General features: G+C 40.5%; 15 protein-coding genes. 12 read left to right on the top strand and 3 right to left on the bottom strand.

Annotated elements, in window-relative coordinates; genetic code table 11:
* Positions 1-38: 38 nt before the first annotated feature.
* The 3 genes from ppk1 to IPJ16_12995 are packed head-to-tail and all read right to left on the bottom strand — an operon-like array spanning position 39 to position 3,650.
* Positions 39-2,099, bottom strand: coding sequence for a polyphosphate kinase 1 (ppk1, locus tag IPJ16_13005; GenBank protein ID MBK7628090.1), 2,061 nt, complete (start codon positions 2,097-2,099; stop codon positions 39-41).
* A complete protein-coding gene (locus IPJ16_13000) occupies positions 2,096-2,593 on the bottom strand; it encodes a histidine phosphatase family protein (protein MBK7628089.1) in 498 nt (165 codons plus the stop codon). The genes ppk1 and IPJ16_13000 overlap by 4 nt, the downstream gene beginning before the upstream one ends.
* Before the next feature lie 13 nt (positions 2,594-2,606).
* Positions 2,607-3,650, bottom strand: coding sequence for a 6-phosphofructokinase (locus tag IPJ16_12995; protein MBK7628088.1), 1,044 nt, complete (start codon positions 3,648-3,650; stop codon positions 2,607-2,609).
* Positions 3,651-3,778: 128 nt separating this feature from the next.
* On the opposite strand from IPJ16_12995, the gene IPJ16_12990 reads away from it, so the two are divergent.
* The 12 genes from IPJ16_12990 to IPJ16_12935 all read left to right on the top strand — a co-directional run bounded on the left by IPJ16_12990 (position 3,779) and on the right by IPJ16_12935 (position 16,575).
* A complete protein-coding gene (locus IPJ16_12990) occupies positions 3,779-4,660 on the top strand; it encodes a CHAD domain-containing protein (GenBank protein MBK7628087.1) in 882 nt (293 codons plus the stop codon).
* Positions 4,661-4,817: 157 nt separating this feature from the next.
* Positions 4,818-7,055: a molybdopterin-dependent oxidoreductase gene (locus tag IPJ16_12985; GenBank protein MBK7628086.1), complete on the top strand. Its 2,238-nt coding sequence runs from the start codon at positions 4,818-4,820 to the stop codon at positions 7,053-7,055.
* Positions 7,052-7,585: a 4Fe-4S dicluster domain-containing protein gene (locus IPJ16_12980; protein MBK7628085.1), complete on the top strand. Its 534-nt coding sequence runs from the start codon at positions 7,052-7,054 to the stop codon at positions 7,583-7,585. The genes IPJ16_12985 and IPJ16_12980 overlap by 4 nt, the downstream gene beginning before the upstream one ends.
* A gap of 21 nt (positions 7,586-7,606) precedes the next feature.
* Complete coding sequence (gene nrfD, locus IPJ16_12975; protein MBK7628084.1) at positions 7,607-8,548, top strand: polysulfide reductase NrfD; 942 nt, start codon at positions 7,607-7,609, stop codon at positions 8,546-8,548.
* 73 nt (positions 8,549-8,621) lie between these two features.
* Positions 8,622-9,155 carry a YeeE/YedE family protein gene (locus IPJ16_12970; GenBank protein MBK7628083.1) on the top strand — a complete coding sequence of 178 codons (534 nt, stop codon included), beginning with the start codon at positions 8,622-8,624 and terminating at the stop codon, positions 9,153-9,155.
* A gap of 98 nt (positions 9,156-9,253) precedes the next feature.
* On the top strand, positions 9,254-9,844 hold the full coding sequence (locus tag IPJ16_12965) for a YeeE/YedE family protein (GenBank protein ID MBK7628082.1): 591 nt from the start codon (positions 9,254-9,256) through the stop codon (positions 9,842-9,844).
* Positions 9,845-9,971: 127 nt separating this feature from the next.
* Positions 9,972-10,595 (top strand): rhodanese-like domain-containing protein, encoded by a 624-nt coding sequence (locus IPJ16_12960; GenBank protein MBK7628081.1) that lies wholly within the window; start codon positions 9,972-9,974, stop codon positions 10,593-10,595.
* Between the two features lie 75 nt (positions 10,596-10,670).
* Positions 10,671-11,057: a hypothetical protein gene (locus IPJ16_12955; GenBank protein MBK7628080.1), complete on the top strand. Its 387-nt coding sequence runs from the start codon at positions 10,671-10,673 to the stop codon at positions 11,055-11,057.
* Positions 11,058-11,222: 165 nt separating this feature from the next.
* Positions 11,223-13,193: a M1 family metallopeptidase gene (locus IPJ16_12950; protein MBK7628079.1), complete on the top strand. Its 1,971-nt coding sequence runs from the start codon at positions 11,223-11,225 to the stop codon at positions 13,191-13,193.
* 10 nt (positions 13,194-13,203) lie between these two features.
* Positions 13,204-14,106, top strand: a complete 903-nt coding sequence (locus IPJ16_12945) for a hypothetical protein (GenBank protein ID MBK7628078.1) — start codon at positions 13,204-13,206, stop codon at positions 14,104-14,106.
* Entirely contained in the window at positions 14,103-15,257 is a 1,155-nt protein-coding gene (locus tag IPJ16_12940; protein MBK7628077.1) for a metallophosphoesterase family protein, read from the top strand. Before IPJ16_12945 ends, IPJ16_12940 begins: the two co-directional genes overlap by 4 nt.
* Positions 15,258-15,300: 43 nt before the next feature.
* Complete coding sequence (locus IPJ16_12935) at positions 15,301-16,575, top strand: AGE family epimerase/isomerase (protein MBK7628076.1); 1,275 nt, start codon at positions 15,301-15,303, stop codon at positions 16,573-16,575.
* Positions 16,576-16,584: the final 9 nt, after the last annotated feature.

The raw sequence follows: 16,584 nt of genomic DNA, 5'->3' as shown, positions 1-16,584 counted from the left end.
GCTGAAGCTATGGCTGACAAAGCACGACATTTTGCCTTCTACTTTTCCGGTGTTTTCTCGTTAGTTCTTTTAATGTAATTATAGACCTCTAATTGCGACTGAATCTTTTCCTTCCCGGACTTTACAAATTCGTTTGACTGAGTTTCGTTGAAGATCCTGGCTTTTACATTATCACTCCACTGAATGTTAAAGATCTCCCTGATTTCAGCCCTTATATTCTTATCGAAAACCGGGCATGTGACTTCAATCCTGTGGTCAAGGTTTCTTGGCATCAGGTCAGCAGAAGAGATGTAAATCTGTTCTACCCCTCCATTTGCAAAAATGAGAAATCGGGAGTGTTCCAGGAACCTGTCAACTATACCAATAGCTTTTATGTTCTCACTTGTTTTCTTGATGCCTGGTACCAGCGACAGCATCCCCCTGATAATCAGTCTTATTTTTACACCGGCATTACTTGCCTCATACAGATAAGTTATGATTTCTGTGTCAGTTAAGTTGTTCAGCTTGAGGTATATGTATGCTTTCTTCCCTTCCTTTGCATTCTTAATCTCATTCTCAATAAGAGAAATTATTTTGTTTCTCAGGAAAAAGGGAGAGAGCACAAGATGGTAGAAATTATCTTTTTTGTAGTTGACACTGAAGAAATTAAAGGCCTTATAAACTTCATTTGTGATTTTCTTATTCACAGTCAGTAGAAGATGATCGGTATAAACCCTTGCAGTATCCTCATTGAAGTTTCCGGTACCCACAGCTGCATAGCGCTCGGTAACATCATTCTTAACCCTGGTTATGAGACATAACTTTGAGTGTACTTTTAGTCCGGGTACCCCATAAATTACTTTCACACCCTCTGCCAGAAGCTTGTTTCCCCAGAGAATATTGGCCTCCTCATCGAACCTGGCCTGAAGTTCAACAACTGTTGTAACCTTCTTACCGTTCCTTACGGCATTAAGCAATGCATTTATTACACTTGAGTTGCGTGCAAGTCGGTAAAGAGTAATCTGAATTGAGGTAACATTAGGGTCGATAGATGCTTCTCTAAGAAGGTCAATAAACTGATCAAAAGGATGATACGGGAAAAAGAGCATAATGTCCTTCTTCTTTACAGCAGAAAGAATACTTTTTCCATGCTGCAGATCGCGGTGCGGTATAGGAATAAGGTTCTCGTAATAAAACTTCTTATGTCCCAGTTTCGGGAATTTCATAAAGTCCTTGAAGTTGTGATACCTGTTGCTGGGGATCACAACATCATCGGGACCGAAATTCAGTTTATGGGTGATTATTTTGAGCAGATCGGGCGGGAGGCATCTGTCGTAAATGAAACGAACAGGTGATCCTTTTTTGCGTTGTTCAAGACTCCGGGAAATTTTATCAATATAGCTCTCAGAAATATCGTCTGTTATTTCAAGCTCAGCATCCTTTGTGAGTTTTATAGTATATGCAGAGATCTCATCAAAATCAAAAATGAAGAAAATGTCCTTAAGACCAAACCTGATTATATCGTCGAGAAATATTATGTATTTTTCTTCACTCTTATCAGGAAGTACAATAAAACGGGGAAGTATGTCAGTAGGAATTTCTAGAAGTGCATATCTTTTCTTCTGAGTCTCCTTTTTTACAAGGTAAACTGCCAGATAAATGGCATCATCAGTAAGGTTAGGCAGCGCAGAGTCTTTCTCTATAAGATAAGGCATGAGCCGTGTTCTTACTTCTTTTATAAAATATTTCTGTACAAATTCAGATTGTTCCTGATTTAACTGTTTTTCATTGATAATAAAGATCTTATGACTTTCAAGTTCTTTCAGAAGTTTTGTATAGTTCTTCTCAAATTTAGTATTCTGTGCAAGGACTGTTTCATGTATTTTCTTCAGGGTTGCCTTCGGATTATATCCTAAAATATTTTTTGATTTTGGGCCGAACATTGAAATTCTCCTGAGCGTGGCTACTCTGACCCTGAAGTATTCATCGAGGTTATTCGAATAAATACCCATGAATTTAAACCGTTCTATAAGCGGAATATCTTTATTCTCAGCCTCCTGCAATACACGTTCATTAAATGCAAGCCAGCTTAACTCCTTGGGGATGTATGTTTTGTTCATAATACTTTTTCAGGTTTAAGAAAATATTCCAGTTTACCGGTACCCAGCTTTATTTCTGACCAATTTTTAATGTTGAATGAGATTCCGGCGATACCGCATTTTGGCATAAAATCGCAACCTTCTTTGCTGAGACTGTCAGGTAATTCTGAAAATGAGGGATTGTGCCCAAACAGGATAATAGTATCAGTCTCGTTTTCTGTCCTGGAAAGAAGATCCATAAGATAATTGAAACTCATTTTATAATAGATGTTTGTATCAGGAACTATCTTCTCAGGTTTAATTCCCAGCACTTCGCCGAAGATAATTGCTGTTTCAAGTGCTCTGAAAGCAGTACTTGTTACCAGAATTCCCGGATTATCTTCTTCTTCCGAGAGCTTCTTCGCCATCAGTTTAGCAATGCTTTTTCCTTTTGGGGTCAGCGATCTTTGAAAGTCAGAAAAATCTGAAGAGGGATCTTCTGCTCTTCCGTGCCGTACAAAAATCAACTTCTTCATATCAGATAAACAATCATATACCGAAACTTGTTCCCATATTCTGAGCCTGGATTACCATAGGATCGTTTGGAGCAACAAGTTTTAATTTTCCGGATACCTCAGAGAGAGGAACTGATTCGATCCTGTTATTTTTTAGTGCTACCATCTTTCCAAAATCACGTTCGGCAATCAGGTCAGCAGCCGCCGTGCCATACCTTGTTGCAAGCACTCTGTCCATTGGCGAGGGTGTTCCGCCTCTCTGAATATAACCAAGTACTGTCTCCCTGGTTTCCAGTCCTGTAATAGCATTTATTCTTTTGCTCAGCGATTGCGCAGATGAACAGCTATCTTTAATTGCGCTTTTTATACCTTCTGCCACGACGACGATTGAATAGGGTTTATTCTCTTCAACACGATGGAGCAGATACTCAGCAATCTTCTCTTCCTTATATTCTATTTCAGGAATAAGTATTACGTCGCCGCCCCCTGCAATACCTGAATAGAGAGCTATCCATCCGGCATTGTGTCCCATTACCTCAATAATCATAATTCTCTTATGGGAGTTAGCGGTAGAGTGAAGGCGGTCTATTGCTTCTGTAGCTATATTTACAGCTGAATCGAATCCGAAGGTAAGATCGGTTCCCCAGACATCATTATCAATTGTTTTTGGAATTCCGATGACGTTTAAACCTTCCTGCGACAAGAGGTTAGCCGTCTTTATTGTTCCGTTGCCTCCGATACAGACCAGGCAGTCGAGACCCATCTGCTCGTAATGTTCCTTTATTAATACAGGCTTGCTTATCTCATTCTTGCCTTTGCCGCTGCTCTTGAATGGTTTCTCTCTTGAAGTCCCCAGTATTGTTCCGCCAACTGTCAGTATGCCTGAAAGATCGTGCTCCGTAAGATCGCGGTATTCTTTATGAATCATACCTGAAAAGCCGTCGCTGATTCCAACCAGCTTCATCCCGTATTTCACTATGGCTGTTTTTCCAACACCGCGTATTGCAGCGTTTATTCCCGGACAATCGCCGCCGGCTGTTAGTATACCTATTCTCTGACCCCTTGTTATTTTACCCATTTTTAAAGCTTTAAGTTCCGATATCAGCAAAATTAGCTTTTTAAATGTTATGTTTAAAATAATTAATTGTTACAATTTTAGTAATTTTAATACCTTTAGTAATTAATTGTTATAGTGATAATTGAATCATGGAATCTGATTTTATTAAGCTGAAAGATATTAAACCTGCATTGACAGGGTACATTAATGAAGCGGAGACAATATTAAAGTCATCGGAATATCCCGATGAAGAGGCTGTTCATGATGTAAGGGTACTGATGAAGAAAGCCAGAGCAGCATTGAGGGTAACGATGCCTCAGATAGATCGCGAATTTGCCGACAGAGAGATGATGGCATTACGTGAAGTAGGAAGGATCATGAGTTCATGGAGAAATACAGCAGTAGTCCGAAAGACCCTTAAAGAGCTTAAAAAGAAACACCCGGATATATTCATAAAACTAAGGGGTAATGAAAAAATAAATACTCTCCTTAAGAAGCCCGAGGAAGCTGTCTTTGTGACAAATGAAGAAAAAATCAAAATTGACACTATTCTTGAAATTCTGAAAAAAACAGGATATCATTTCCGGTTTGAACCTATTACCAATCTCAACGCACAGCTGCTTCTGAAGGAACTGGAGGTAACATATAACCGTGTTGTGAATGACTACCTTATCTGTCGTAATTATCATAAGCCATCTAAAATTCACGAACTGAGGAAGAGTTCTAAGGATTTTCTCTATCAGCTCTGGTTTTTCAGACCACTTAATGTGCCTTCTGTCAAGAGTCTTGAAAAGAGCCTTGAAAGTCTGGCCCGGTACCTCGGAAAATACAATGATCTTACTCAGCTCTTAAAAGAACTGGATTACAGATATGAATACACTGCAAATCCTCCAGAACTGGATGAACTTGCTGTCATTATTAAGGAGGAACAGGATCGCTGCCTTTCAAAAGTCTGGCCAATTGCCCATAAAATATATTGTCCGGGTCAGAAATTGGTAAACTTACTGGGCTTCAAATTGCTGGTAATATAATTTAAACAGATTCTAAATTAACTATATTTATCAGACTGTTAATTAATTAACAGTAGGTTTTTGCCGGCTTAAAATATCAACACATTTATTTATCTAAATATATGAATAGAAGGTCGCTCTTTTTTTCATAAGTTTGTGACGTTATTATACTTAATCAATGACAAGCAGAAGAGATTTTATCAGAATTACAGCCATGGGTGCCGGTGTTCTTGTAGCCGGAACTGCAGCATACAAAGTTATCAAATCGCTCTCTTCTCCTGAAGAAGTGAAGAAGCTTGTGGTAGATCTTAAACGTACTCCTACTTATTGTGAAGTATGTTTCTGGAAGTGTGCAGGTTGGGTTTATAAAACATCTGAGGGGAAGATCTGGAAAATAATTGGCAATGATGAAGACCCGAACTGCAATGGCCGTTTTTGTCCGAGAGGTACCGGCGGCGTTGGGATGTATTATGATGAATCCCGTCTCAAGACTCCTCTTATAAGAGTTGAGGAGAGGGGAAAACAGGTTTTCCGCGAAGCATCATGGGACGAAGCACTTGAACTGGTATCGGTTAAGATGAAGGAAGTCTCAGCAAAATACGGACCGGAGAGTATGGCTCTTTTTACTCATGGATCGGGCTCGGCTTATTTAAGTACTTTATTAAAAGCATTCGGATCGGCAAACATAGCTGAACCATCTTATGCTCAGTGCCGCGGACCGAGGGATGAAGCATTTACAGCTACTTTTGGCGAAGAGGTGTATTCACCTGAGATTACTGATATCCGCGATACTAAATGTCTGGTACTCATTGGTTCTCACATAGGGGAGAATATGCATAACGGACAGGTGCAGGAAATGTCTGATGCTATTGATAAAGGTGCAACAATAATTACAGTTGATCCCCGGTTTTCAACAGCGGCAGCAAAATCTAAATTCTGGCTGCCAATAAAGCCATCAACTGATATGGCTTTGCTTCTCTCCTGGATACATGAGATTATCTATAATGATTTCTACGATAAGAAATATGTAGAGAAGTATTGTTCCGGATTTGATAAGTTAAAGGAGCATGTAAAAGATTTTACGCCTGAATGGGCCTATGGCATAACAACAATAAATCCTGAATTGATAAGAAAGGCAGCCAAAGAAATGGCTGATGCATCGCCTGCTGTGATCGTTCATCCGGGAAGACATGTTACCTGGTATGGCGATGATACCCAGAGAATAAGGGCAGTTGCTATTCTTAATGCTTTGCTTGGCTCATGGGGCAGAAGGGGTGGTTTCTACAGACCGGCAAAATTTGAGCTTGCTTCTTACCCGATTCCTGCGTTTAAAGCACCTGCCAAAACATGGCTTGATGCATTTCCCGGAAAGTATCCTATAGCAAGTTTACCTGTTTCCAACGCATTGATAGATGCTTCAATTCCCGAGAACAAGCCTGAATATCAGATCAAAGGATGGATAGTGAACGGCACAAACCTTATCTCAACTATACCCAATACGGCAAACACTCTGAAAGCAATCCAAAACCTTGATCTCATAGTTGCTATTGATACAATGCCAATGGAGATAACAGGCTGGGCCGATGTGGTTCTTCCTGAATGTACTTATCTTGAAAGATATGATGCACTCAGGGCCGGGCCGCACAGAAAACCATCACTGGCACTCAGGATGCCCGCAACAGAACCTTTAAATGACACCAGATCAGATTACTGGATTGCCAGGGAGCTTTCCAAAAAACTCGGACTTGTTAGTTATTTTCCTTTCGAAAAGCAGGAAGATCTTCTTGACTGGCAGTTGAAGAAAGCCGGGACTTCACTAGATGAGATGCAAAAAATCGGAGTTAAGATATTCGAGAGAGAGGCAGATGATCTTTATTTTGCTGAAAATGAAGATGTTGAATTTTTTACCGATTCAGGCAAAATTGAATTGTACTCCGCCTATTTTGAAGGAGCCGGGTTTGATCCGCTTCCCAGATATGTTGCACATGATGAACCTGCTGATGGATACTATCGTCTTATTTACGGACGTGCCCCTATGCATACATTCAGCCGCACAGCCAATAACCCGAATCTTACCGACCTGATGGATGAAAACAGTGTCTGGATTAATCCCAAAGTCGCTAAAGAGTGGGGTTTAAAGACAGATCAGTATATATGGTTAAAAAATCAGGACAATGTAATGTCTGATTTTCAGGTAAAAGTAAGGGTTACCGAACGGATCCGCTGGGATTCTGTATATATAGTTCATGGGTTTGGTCATGCCCAGAAACAGATGCAAAGATGCTTTGGGCGAGGAGTAAGTGATACCCAAATGATAACAAAAGTACTTGTAGATCCGCTTATGGGAGGAACAGGAATGAGATCCAATTTTGTAACATTTGTAACTGAAAAAACAGAACAGGAGGTAGTCTCATGAGATATGCAATGGCAGTAGATACCCGTAAATGCGTTGGATGCAGCGACTGTGTTGTAGCTTGTCAGACAGAGAATAATGTACCTATAGGTTTCTGCCGCGACTGGATTGTGGAGGTAACTAACGGAACCTATCCTCAGCTTGAAATGGAATTGAGGTCTGAAAGATGTAATCAGTGTGTTAACGCACCATGTGTAAGATGTTGCCCAACCGGGGCCAGTCATATTGTTGATGGCGGAATTGTATTAGTAACTCACAACGAATGTATCGGCTGCGGTGCCTGCATGGCTTCCTGTCCCTACGATGCACGTTATCCACATCCTGATGGTTATGTTGATAAGTGCACTTTCTGTATTCACAGGATAAAAAATGGTCTGTCCCCGGCATGTGTTGCTGTTTGTCCTACAAAATGCCTCTATTTCGGCGATCTTCACGATCCCAACAGTGAGGTATCTGTAGTACTTAAGAAGAGAAAATCAAAGACACTTATTCCTGAAGCAGGAACTGATCCTCAATTGTATTTTCTGATTTAGAATATTAATATTCAGCATATTATGGAAGAAGAATTAATTGTCAGCGGCAGGATGAATCAAATGATTGATCCTCATCTGCATATATGGCACTGGCAGATCTCACTTTATCTTTTCCTTGGAGGAATGGCAGCCGGTATACTGGCAATTGCTGCTCTCTATTTCATTCGGGGAAGGGAAAACGATTACAAAACTGCTGTACGCATAACTCCTTTTATTGCACCATTTCTTCTCGTTATTGGTTTACTGGCTCTATTTATTGATCTCCGCCATAAACTGTTTTTCTGGCAGCTTTATACGAATATCAAATTGCAGTCACCAATGTCATGGGGCGCATGGACACTAATGGTAATTACACCGGTATCGTTTGTATGGTGCGCACTGCATATTAAAGATATTTTCCCAAACTGGGACTGGAAATACAAATGGCTTTATGACCTTGAGGCATTTTTCAATAAATATAAAAAAGCTCTCGCATGGGTGATGCTCATTTATGCTATTATACTTGGTATATATACGGGTATCCTGCTGTCAGCATTTAACGCAAGACCATTGTGGAATACTTCAATTCTGGGACCACTTTTCCTGGCATCAGGACTATCAGCTGGTGCTGCAGCCACACTTGTGTTATCGAAAGACAGCAAGGAACGAAAACAATTTGCCAGGATTGACCTTGTGTTGATAGGAATAGAGTTGTTCCTTATTATTCATATGTTCATGGGATTTCTGGCAAGCACACAGGTACAGATCGAGGCTGCACAGCTTTTCCTGGGAGGTCAGTACACAATGTCATTCTGGATCTTTGTAGTTATTCTTGGAATGCTTATCCCGGCATTGCTTGAGATAATGGAACTTGGAAAATTTCATATCCCGGTTGTGATACCTGCAGTGCTGGTGATCTTTGGAAGTCTGATGTTGCGATTTATTATAGTCTATGCAGGACAGGTGAGCAGGTGGCTGTACTAACAATAATAACATAGGAGTAGAGACGCGATGCATCGCGTCTCTACAGCAAAAAATAATGAAATAAGCAAATATTATGGCAAAATCGAAAGAACGTAAGGTGAGAAGTTATATCAACCCATATCTGGGAGGTGTATTACTCGGAATTGTACTTCTGGCAGCGAATTTTGTTGCCGGTCGCGGACTGGGGGCCAGCGGCGCTATAAAAAGCACTGTTGTAACTGCAATGGTAACAGTTTCTCCGTCATCTGCAGAAAAATCTGGTTTCCTTCAGGAATTCAGAGAGTCTCATGCCGGAAACCCTATGAAAACATGGCTTGTTTTTGAGATGATGGGTGTTCTTGTAGGCGGATTTCTTTCCGGAGCCTTTGCCGGCAGACTGAAACTGAAGGTTGAGCATTCTCCCGGAATCACCTCCCGAAAAAGACTTCTTCTTGCCCTTGGAGGCGGAGTGTTATTCGGATTTGGCTCTCAGCTTGGAAGAGGCTGTACAAGCGGATCTGCATTAAGCGGAATGGCAGTACTATCACTCGGAGGATTTGTTACAATGATGGCAATCTTCGGAACAGCTTACGCTTTTGCATATTTCTTCAGGAAGAATTGGATATGAAAAGGCGTAGGGCAAGGGGCGCAGAGCACGGGGCAAAACCCCCCAGCACCCAGCACCCAGCAATATATTTATTATAGACAATTAAACAACATAAAATAATGGGACCATTAGCAATCAACGAATTAATATCAGAGAATACCAATCTTTTCCTGGCTTTTATTATCGGAATCGGATTTGGATTTATTCTTGAACAGAGCGGGTTTTCCTCAAGCAGGAAACTTGCAGGCGTATTCTACGGTTATGACACAGTTGTACTGAAGGTTTTCTTTACGGCTGCAATAACTGCAATGCTTGGATTACTCTTTTTCAGCCTCTTCGGATGGATAGATATGGATCTGGTTTATGTTAACCCAACATATCTTACATCTGCAATTGTGGGTGGGATGATTATGGGTGCAGGATTCATAATTGGAGGTTACTGCCCCGGAACAAGTTTCTGCGGAGCATCTATAGGCAAAATAGACGCTCTCGTATTTATCGGAGGACTATTTATCGGTGTATTTATTTTCGGAATCGGATATGACTTGTGGGACGGAATGTATATGGCAAAATTCCTCGGTTCACCGAAAGTCAGCGAGACACTTGGCCTCACCGACGGAGTATTCGCATTCCTTTTAATAATTGTTGCTCTGGGGATGTTCTGGGTTGCAGAATGGGCTGAAAAGAAATTCCCTAGAGCCGAGTACTAGAATAATTGCGGATTGCGGATTGTGGATTGCGGAATTAAGATTAAGTTTTTCCGAAATCCGAAATCCGAAATCCGAAATCCGAAATCCGAAATTCTCAATAAGAATACAAAACTTAAAATTTATATACATGAAACCACGTACATTACTTGCATTATTTGTTATTCCGATGGGTCTGATTATTGCAGCTGTACCTCAGAACACGACAAAACCATATAAACTTACTGCAGAAGAGCTTCTTAGTGAAGTGAATACACGTACACAGTATGTTACACCAGATGCTGTAGCAGATATGATAGTTAAAAAAGATCCTTCACTGAGACTGATCGATGTCAGAAGTCAGGATGAGTATGAGAAATACAGTCTGCCGGGGGCTATTAATATTCCTGTAACCGACCTTCTTTCTGACCAGTATACTGATATTCTTGATCAGGATGTAAAAATGAATATCTTCTATTCAAACGGTACTTTAACTGCCAATGAAGCATGGATGATTACCAGACAGCTTGGTTATAATAATAACTTCGTACTTGAGGGCGGCCTTAATTACTGGTTCGATGCAATTATGAATCCGCAAAAACCGGCATCCACCAGTTCAGATGAGGAGTTTGCGAAATATGATTTTCGCAAAAGTGCCGGACAGGCTCTCGGAGGGGGAGGCGTTGTTCAGTCTGCTCAGGATCAGAATACTGCATCCGCAAAACCGGTAGTAAAATCTGCACCAAAGAAGAAGAAAGCAGCAGGCGGTTGTTAATAAATTTGATTGAAAACAATTTTTGGGTATATTTAAAAACTTAAAATTGTTTATTAACAACTTAAATCGTTTTATATGAAAAAGGCTACCATTTTATTAATGTTTTTATTTGCAGTAATAACAGTATCATCGGGTCAGACTACAAAAAAAATAGATCCCGTCGGCACATGGAAATTTGATGCTCCTTATGCACCTGAAGGATATACTTCAGGTACAATTGTTATTGGCCTGGCAGAAAATAAACATACTGCTACAATGTCATTTGCAGGCAGTGAGTATAAGTTCAGCGGAAAGAATGTTAAAGTTGAAAACGATACTGTTTCATTCTCAATATTTCTTGAAGGTCAGGATATTAAGGTGTCATTAAAAGGTGATGCAGATGCAAAGCTGGTAGGAAAAGCCGTTTATTCAGAAGGTGAAGTGCCTCTTACTCTTACTAAAAATCCAGCACCTGCCAAATAACTTTTTTTTACCGCAGAGTTACACAGAGTTTCCATTATCAATGGTTTAATTATAGAAATGATCGGAGAGCCGCAGAGATTTATACCATTGTATTTTCCTCTGCGGTTCTCAGTTATTAGCTCAGCGGCCCTCTGCGGTTAATTTTTTTTCTTACACTGAAGTTATATGAAAAAAGTGCTTTTCCTGATTGCCTTCATGATATATGTGTCTTCTTCGGCAAGATCCCAGGTTATTTTTAAGGAACCGCTTAGTTCACGCCAGACATATTATAAGATTGATGCAAAGCTTGATGTAACCGGAAAGATTGTCAATGGTGATATGGTTACATACTGGGTCAACAAATCGACTGATATTGTTCCTGACGTACAGATGCATATGTACCTTAATGCATTCAGCAGCAGCAGCTCTACCTTTTTTAAAGGTGGTAGCAGGTTTCCGGCAACCAGTGAGTCGGACTATGGCTGGATCGATATAATTACAATATCTGATAAAAGCGGGAGAGACCTTAATTCAGCTATGGAGTTCATATCACCCGACGATGGCAACCCTGATGATAAAACAGTACTTAAAATAAACCTCCCGCAACCGGCAAAACCCGGAGATACAGTATTCCTGAATATCAGCTTCAAATCGAAGCTGCCATCAAACATAATCCGAACCGGTGCAAAGGACGACTATTTTTTTGTAGCCCAGTGGTTTCCGAAGTTTGGTGTCTACGAGCCTGCAGGAATGAGATTTGCTGTTAAGGGAGGCTGGAATTGTCACCAGTTCCATGCACACTCAGAATTCTATTCCAATCATAGTGTTTATGATGTGACAATAACACTTCCAAAGGAATATGTTGTAGGAGCAGGCGGTATGCTGATGAAAGAATCGGATGCAGATGCAGACCTGAAGACCCTTGTTTTCCGTGCTGAAGATCTTGTTGATTTTGCATGGACAGCCTGGCCGGGTTATGCTGTTTTCACTGATGAATGGAAACACATTAAGATAACGCTGCTTCTTCCAAAATTCAGGGTGAATCAGGCTGACCGCCAGTTTAAGGCTGTTAAGAATGCCCTGGAATACATGGAAGAGAGAATAGGACCTTTTCCATATCCCCACCTGACATTTGTTGATCCGCCAACAAAAGGTTCCGGTGCCGGCGGAATGGAATACACAACTTTATTTACATCAACTTCATCTTTCATTATGCCTGCCTCAGTCCATATGCCTGAGATGGTAACAATTCACGAATTCGGGCACGGCTATTTCATGGGTATACTTGCAAGCAATGAGTTTGAGGAGCCATGGTTAGATGAGGGAATCAATACTTTCTGGGAAACAAGGATTATGGATCATTATTATGGTAAGAACACCGGGATGGTTGATCTGCCATATCTTAAGTTTTCTGATGCTTCAATGTCAAGGACACCCTATGTTGCCTCTGGAGCCAGGCAGGTAATAAGTAATAATGAATTTTCATGGAACTATCCCCATGGAACATATGGTTTTATGTCGTATAACAAGGCTGCTACATGGATGCACACCTTAATGGGAATAGTTGGAGAGGAGACCATTGATGAGATTTTCAGGGAGTATTACAGAAAGTGGGCATTCAAACACCCATCAGGAAAAGATTTTATTAGCGTTGTCAATGAGGTTGTTACAAAACGCCATGGTGATAAATTCGGCACAGATATGAACTGGTTTTTTGACCAGACTATGTATGGAACGGGCATTTGTGACTACAAGGTTTCAGGATTTTCCAGCAACAGAATTATGAAACTATCGGGAAGGACATATGGTAATGATACCCTTAAAAATGTATCCTCAGTCAGAGATTCTTTATATCAGTCTGTGGTAATGATCGAAAGAATCGGTGAAATTATGTTGCCGGTTGAGGTCCTGGTTCATTTTAGCGACAGCACTGAAGTGATTGAAAAATGGGATGGAAAAGCCAGATATAAAGATTTTACCTATACAGGAACAACTTCAATCGAATGGGTAAAAATTGATCCTGAATACAAGATTGCCATGGATGTCAATTTTATTAATAATTCAATGACAGATGCACCAGACCGGGTGCCTGTGAGGAGAATTACAAGTAAACTAATGACTTTTATACAGTTCCTGATCAGCATCAGCTCATTATAAATAGTATCATATGAAAATTTTCAGATCGCTATATAACGGAATTATTGTTTCTGTAAAATCGTGGAAGGGTGTACTTATAACCTGGTTATTCTCTCTGATATTGGTTTCGGTTTTAGCCATTCCTCTCAGGGGTGCCCTGAAGTCAGCTCTTGGTAAAAGTATGATAACAGAAAAGTTAATGGATGGATTTGACCCGGCTGTTTTGTCGGAACTCGGTTCTTCATTAAAAGTAGTTCTTTCATTCTTTTCTGCCGGTCTCTTTCTGTTGCTGATTATCGGATTTCTGGTCAATATATTTTTTGCCGGAGGATTATTCAATTCTGTAAGAAGTGGAGTCGAACGCCGCACCTTTCAGGAGTTTTTCAGAAGTTCTGCCAGACACTTCGGATCTTATCTGATTATTACTTTGATTGTGAGGGTAATAATAAATTTCGTTACAGGTATAACAATCGCATTACCTCTGATTATTGTCGCATCAGGTAATAACATTTCAACTAAAGTTACCTTAATTATTGTATCAGCAGCAGTTCTGCTGACTATTACCGTGATGGGCGTTTTACTTCTGGTAATTGATTATGCAAGGGCCTGGCAGGCATCAAATGATAAATCTGCATGTTTCAGTGCACTGGGTTTCGGATTCAGTGAGACATTCAAGCGGTTCTGGTCATCTCTCCCAATGATGCTTATGATTCTGTCCGTCCAGGTATTATATATTCTTTCAGTATTCTTTCTGATATCCGGATGGCAGCCACTTACCGGCGGACAAACACTTTTACTTTTCCTTGTTTCCCAGTTACTTGTGTTTGGAAAGATACTGCTCAAAACATGGAGGTTTGCCAGTGTGACTTCACTTATGGAAGAAAATTCCAAAGCGGTTTCTCAGGATCAGTCGTTTCAAAATAATCCCTTATGAAAAAAGTCAGCTTTCTGATACTATTAGCATTCGTTCTGCAAAATGCATTATTATCCCAGGTTATTGATAATGAAAATCTTACGGTTACTCATGGTCCGTGGCTTCAGAATCTCGATGCCACCGGGGTTACAATTCTCTGGACTACAAATAAACAAGCAGTGCCGGGTGTAAATATTACTGGCCCTGATGGAAAAATAAGGTTTGTGCGAAACAGCCACGACGGTATCGTTGATGGAGGAGGCACATTGCATAAGGTGAGAGTTGATGGTCTCGATCCGGGTACTATTTATAAATACAGCGTTCATTCGGTTCAGATAATGAAATATCAGGCTTATAAAGTATATTACGGCGATACTCTCGTAAGAAAGGCGGTGTCATTCACCACTCCTGCTTTAAGATCTGATAAAGTGAATTTTCTGGTTGTGAATGATGTTCACAATAATTCAGCGAAAATGTCTTCTTACTTCAGAAAGGGAAGTGTGGCCGAAAAAGATCTCTGTTTTTTTAACGGCGATATGGTTGATTTCCTGCAATCAACAGACGAGCTCTTCTCGGGATTCCTCGATTCAGCTGTTACTTATTTTGCATCAGAGAAACCATTTTATTATGTAAGAGGGAATCATGAAACCCGTGGCTATAAAGCCAGGGAGGTCAAAAATTATTTTGATTATAAGAATGGTAAGTTTTATTATGGATTCGACCGAGGACCTGTACATTTTACTGTACTTGACTGCGGAGAAGACAAACCCGATAACAACAAGAACTATTTTGGTCTGGCCGATTATGATTCATACAGAGCGGAAGAGCTCGAATGGCTTAAAATGGAAGTTAAGAGTGATGCATTCAGGAATGCTAAAAAGAGGATTGTAATTATTCATATGCCAATTGTAAAGGAGGAAAAACAGAATAACGGAATGAAATATCTCTCAGATAATTTTGGTCCTTTACTTCAGTCTGCAGGGGTAAATCTGATGATATCTGCCCATACACATCGTAATACATTTTATGAGAGCGGGAAATCAGGTTTTAATTATCCTCTCCTTGTCAATTCGAATAATTCTTTTGTTGAAGTTGCAGCTGATGAGAAAGAGATTCGCGCTGTAGTTAAGGATGTTACAGGCAAGCAGCTTGCAGAGTATTTTATTAAGTAATTTCCTTATTACTGTTAATTTACTAACACTAATCTTTTTTGCAATGAAAAAGGAAGAACTGATTAAGTACAGAGACGAGGCATTTAATCATCTTACAACTGAATTATTACCCTTCTGGACTGCCAGGATGAAGGATGAGGTTAATGGAGGATTTATTACTCACTTCGATATCAAAGGGAACGATTCGGGTGAGGATGAGAAGTCACTTATTGCCCAGACACGCTGTATTTACACTCTCTCCTCCGCACACAGAGCCGGGTACGGCGGTGGTAAACTCGCAGAACTTGCCAGGCATGGGGTTGATTTCATGATCAATAAAATGTGGGATAATACTTATGGCGGTTTCTTCTGGATGATGGACAGAAAAGGAAATGTTAAGATTGATCAGAAGATAATTTATGGCCAGAGTTTTGCAATCTACTGCCTTAGTGAGTATACTCTGGCAACCGGCGATAAACGAGGAATCGAATATGCCGGGAAGGTATTTGACCTATTACAGAAATACTGTGTTGATTCAATGTACGGTGGTTACTGGGAGATGTTCCAGCGCGACTGGACTCTGCGTGGACCCGGAAGTCAGGGAGGAGACAGGAAGACACTAGATGTGCATATGCACCTGATGGAAGCATTCACAGCTCTGTACGAGTGCACCGGACTCGATGTTCATCGCCGTAAGCTGCTGGAAGTTATTGATATACTTTTATATCGCATCATTCATCCGGTCTACAAGACTGGTATACCTCAGTTCTTTAAGGACTGGTCCATAGCACCACAGATCAAATTCGACATAATCTGGGGATGGGACAGGTTTTCAGCAGAGGGTCATAAAACAAATGAGACAGATAACACCTGCTATGGTCATAATGCCGAATTTGCCTGGCTTCTGCTTCATGCACTCGATGTACTGAAAAAAGATTATAAAGAATACAATGAAACGTTTAAGATAATCTATGATCATACTGTTGATAATGGCATAGATACTGAATTCGGCGGAGTATATGTTGAGGGTCCGCATTCAGGCGGAGTATACGACCGTGAAAAAGAATTCTGGCAGCAGGCAGAGGTACTTATCGGTCTTCTTGATGCATGTATAATCACTAAAAATGATAACTACTGGGAGGCATATAAAAACGTTCATCGTTTTGTGATGGACAAATTTGTAAACAAAGGAGTAGGGGAATGGTTCCCGTTACTGACGCGCCGGGGTGAACCAATCTGGACACATATGGGGCACTCATGGAAAATCAATTATCATACTGTCAGGGCAATGGTGCAGAGTATCCGGAGATTGGAACTATTGATAAAGAGTTTAGAGTGAACTAGAGTT

Source organism: Bacteroidales bacterium, from assembly GCA_016709865.1.
GTDB lineage: Bacteria > Bacteroidota > Bacteroidia > Bacteroidales > VadinHA17 > LD21.
This window is presented reverse-complemented; position numbering and strand designations above follow the sequence as displayed.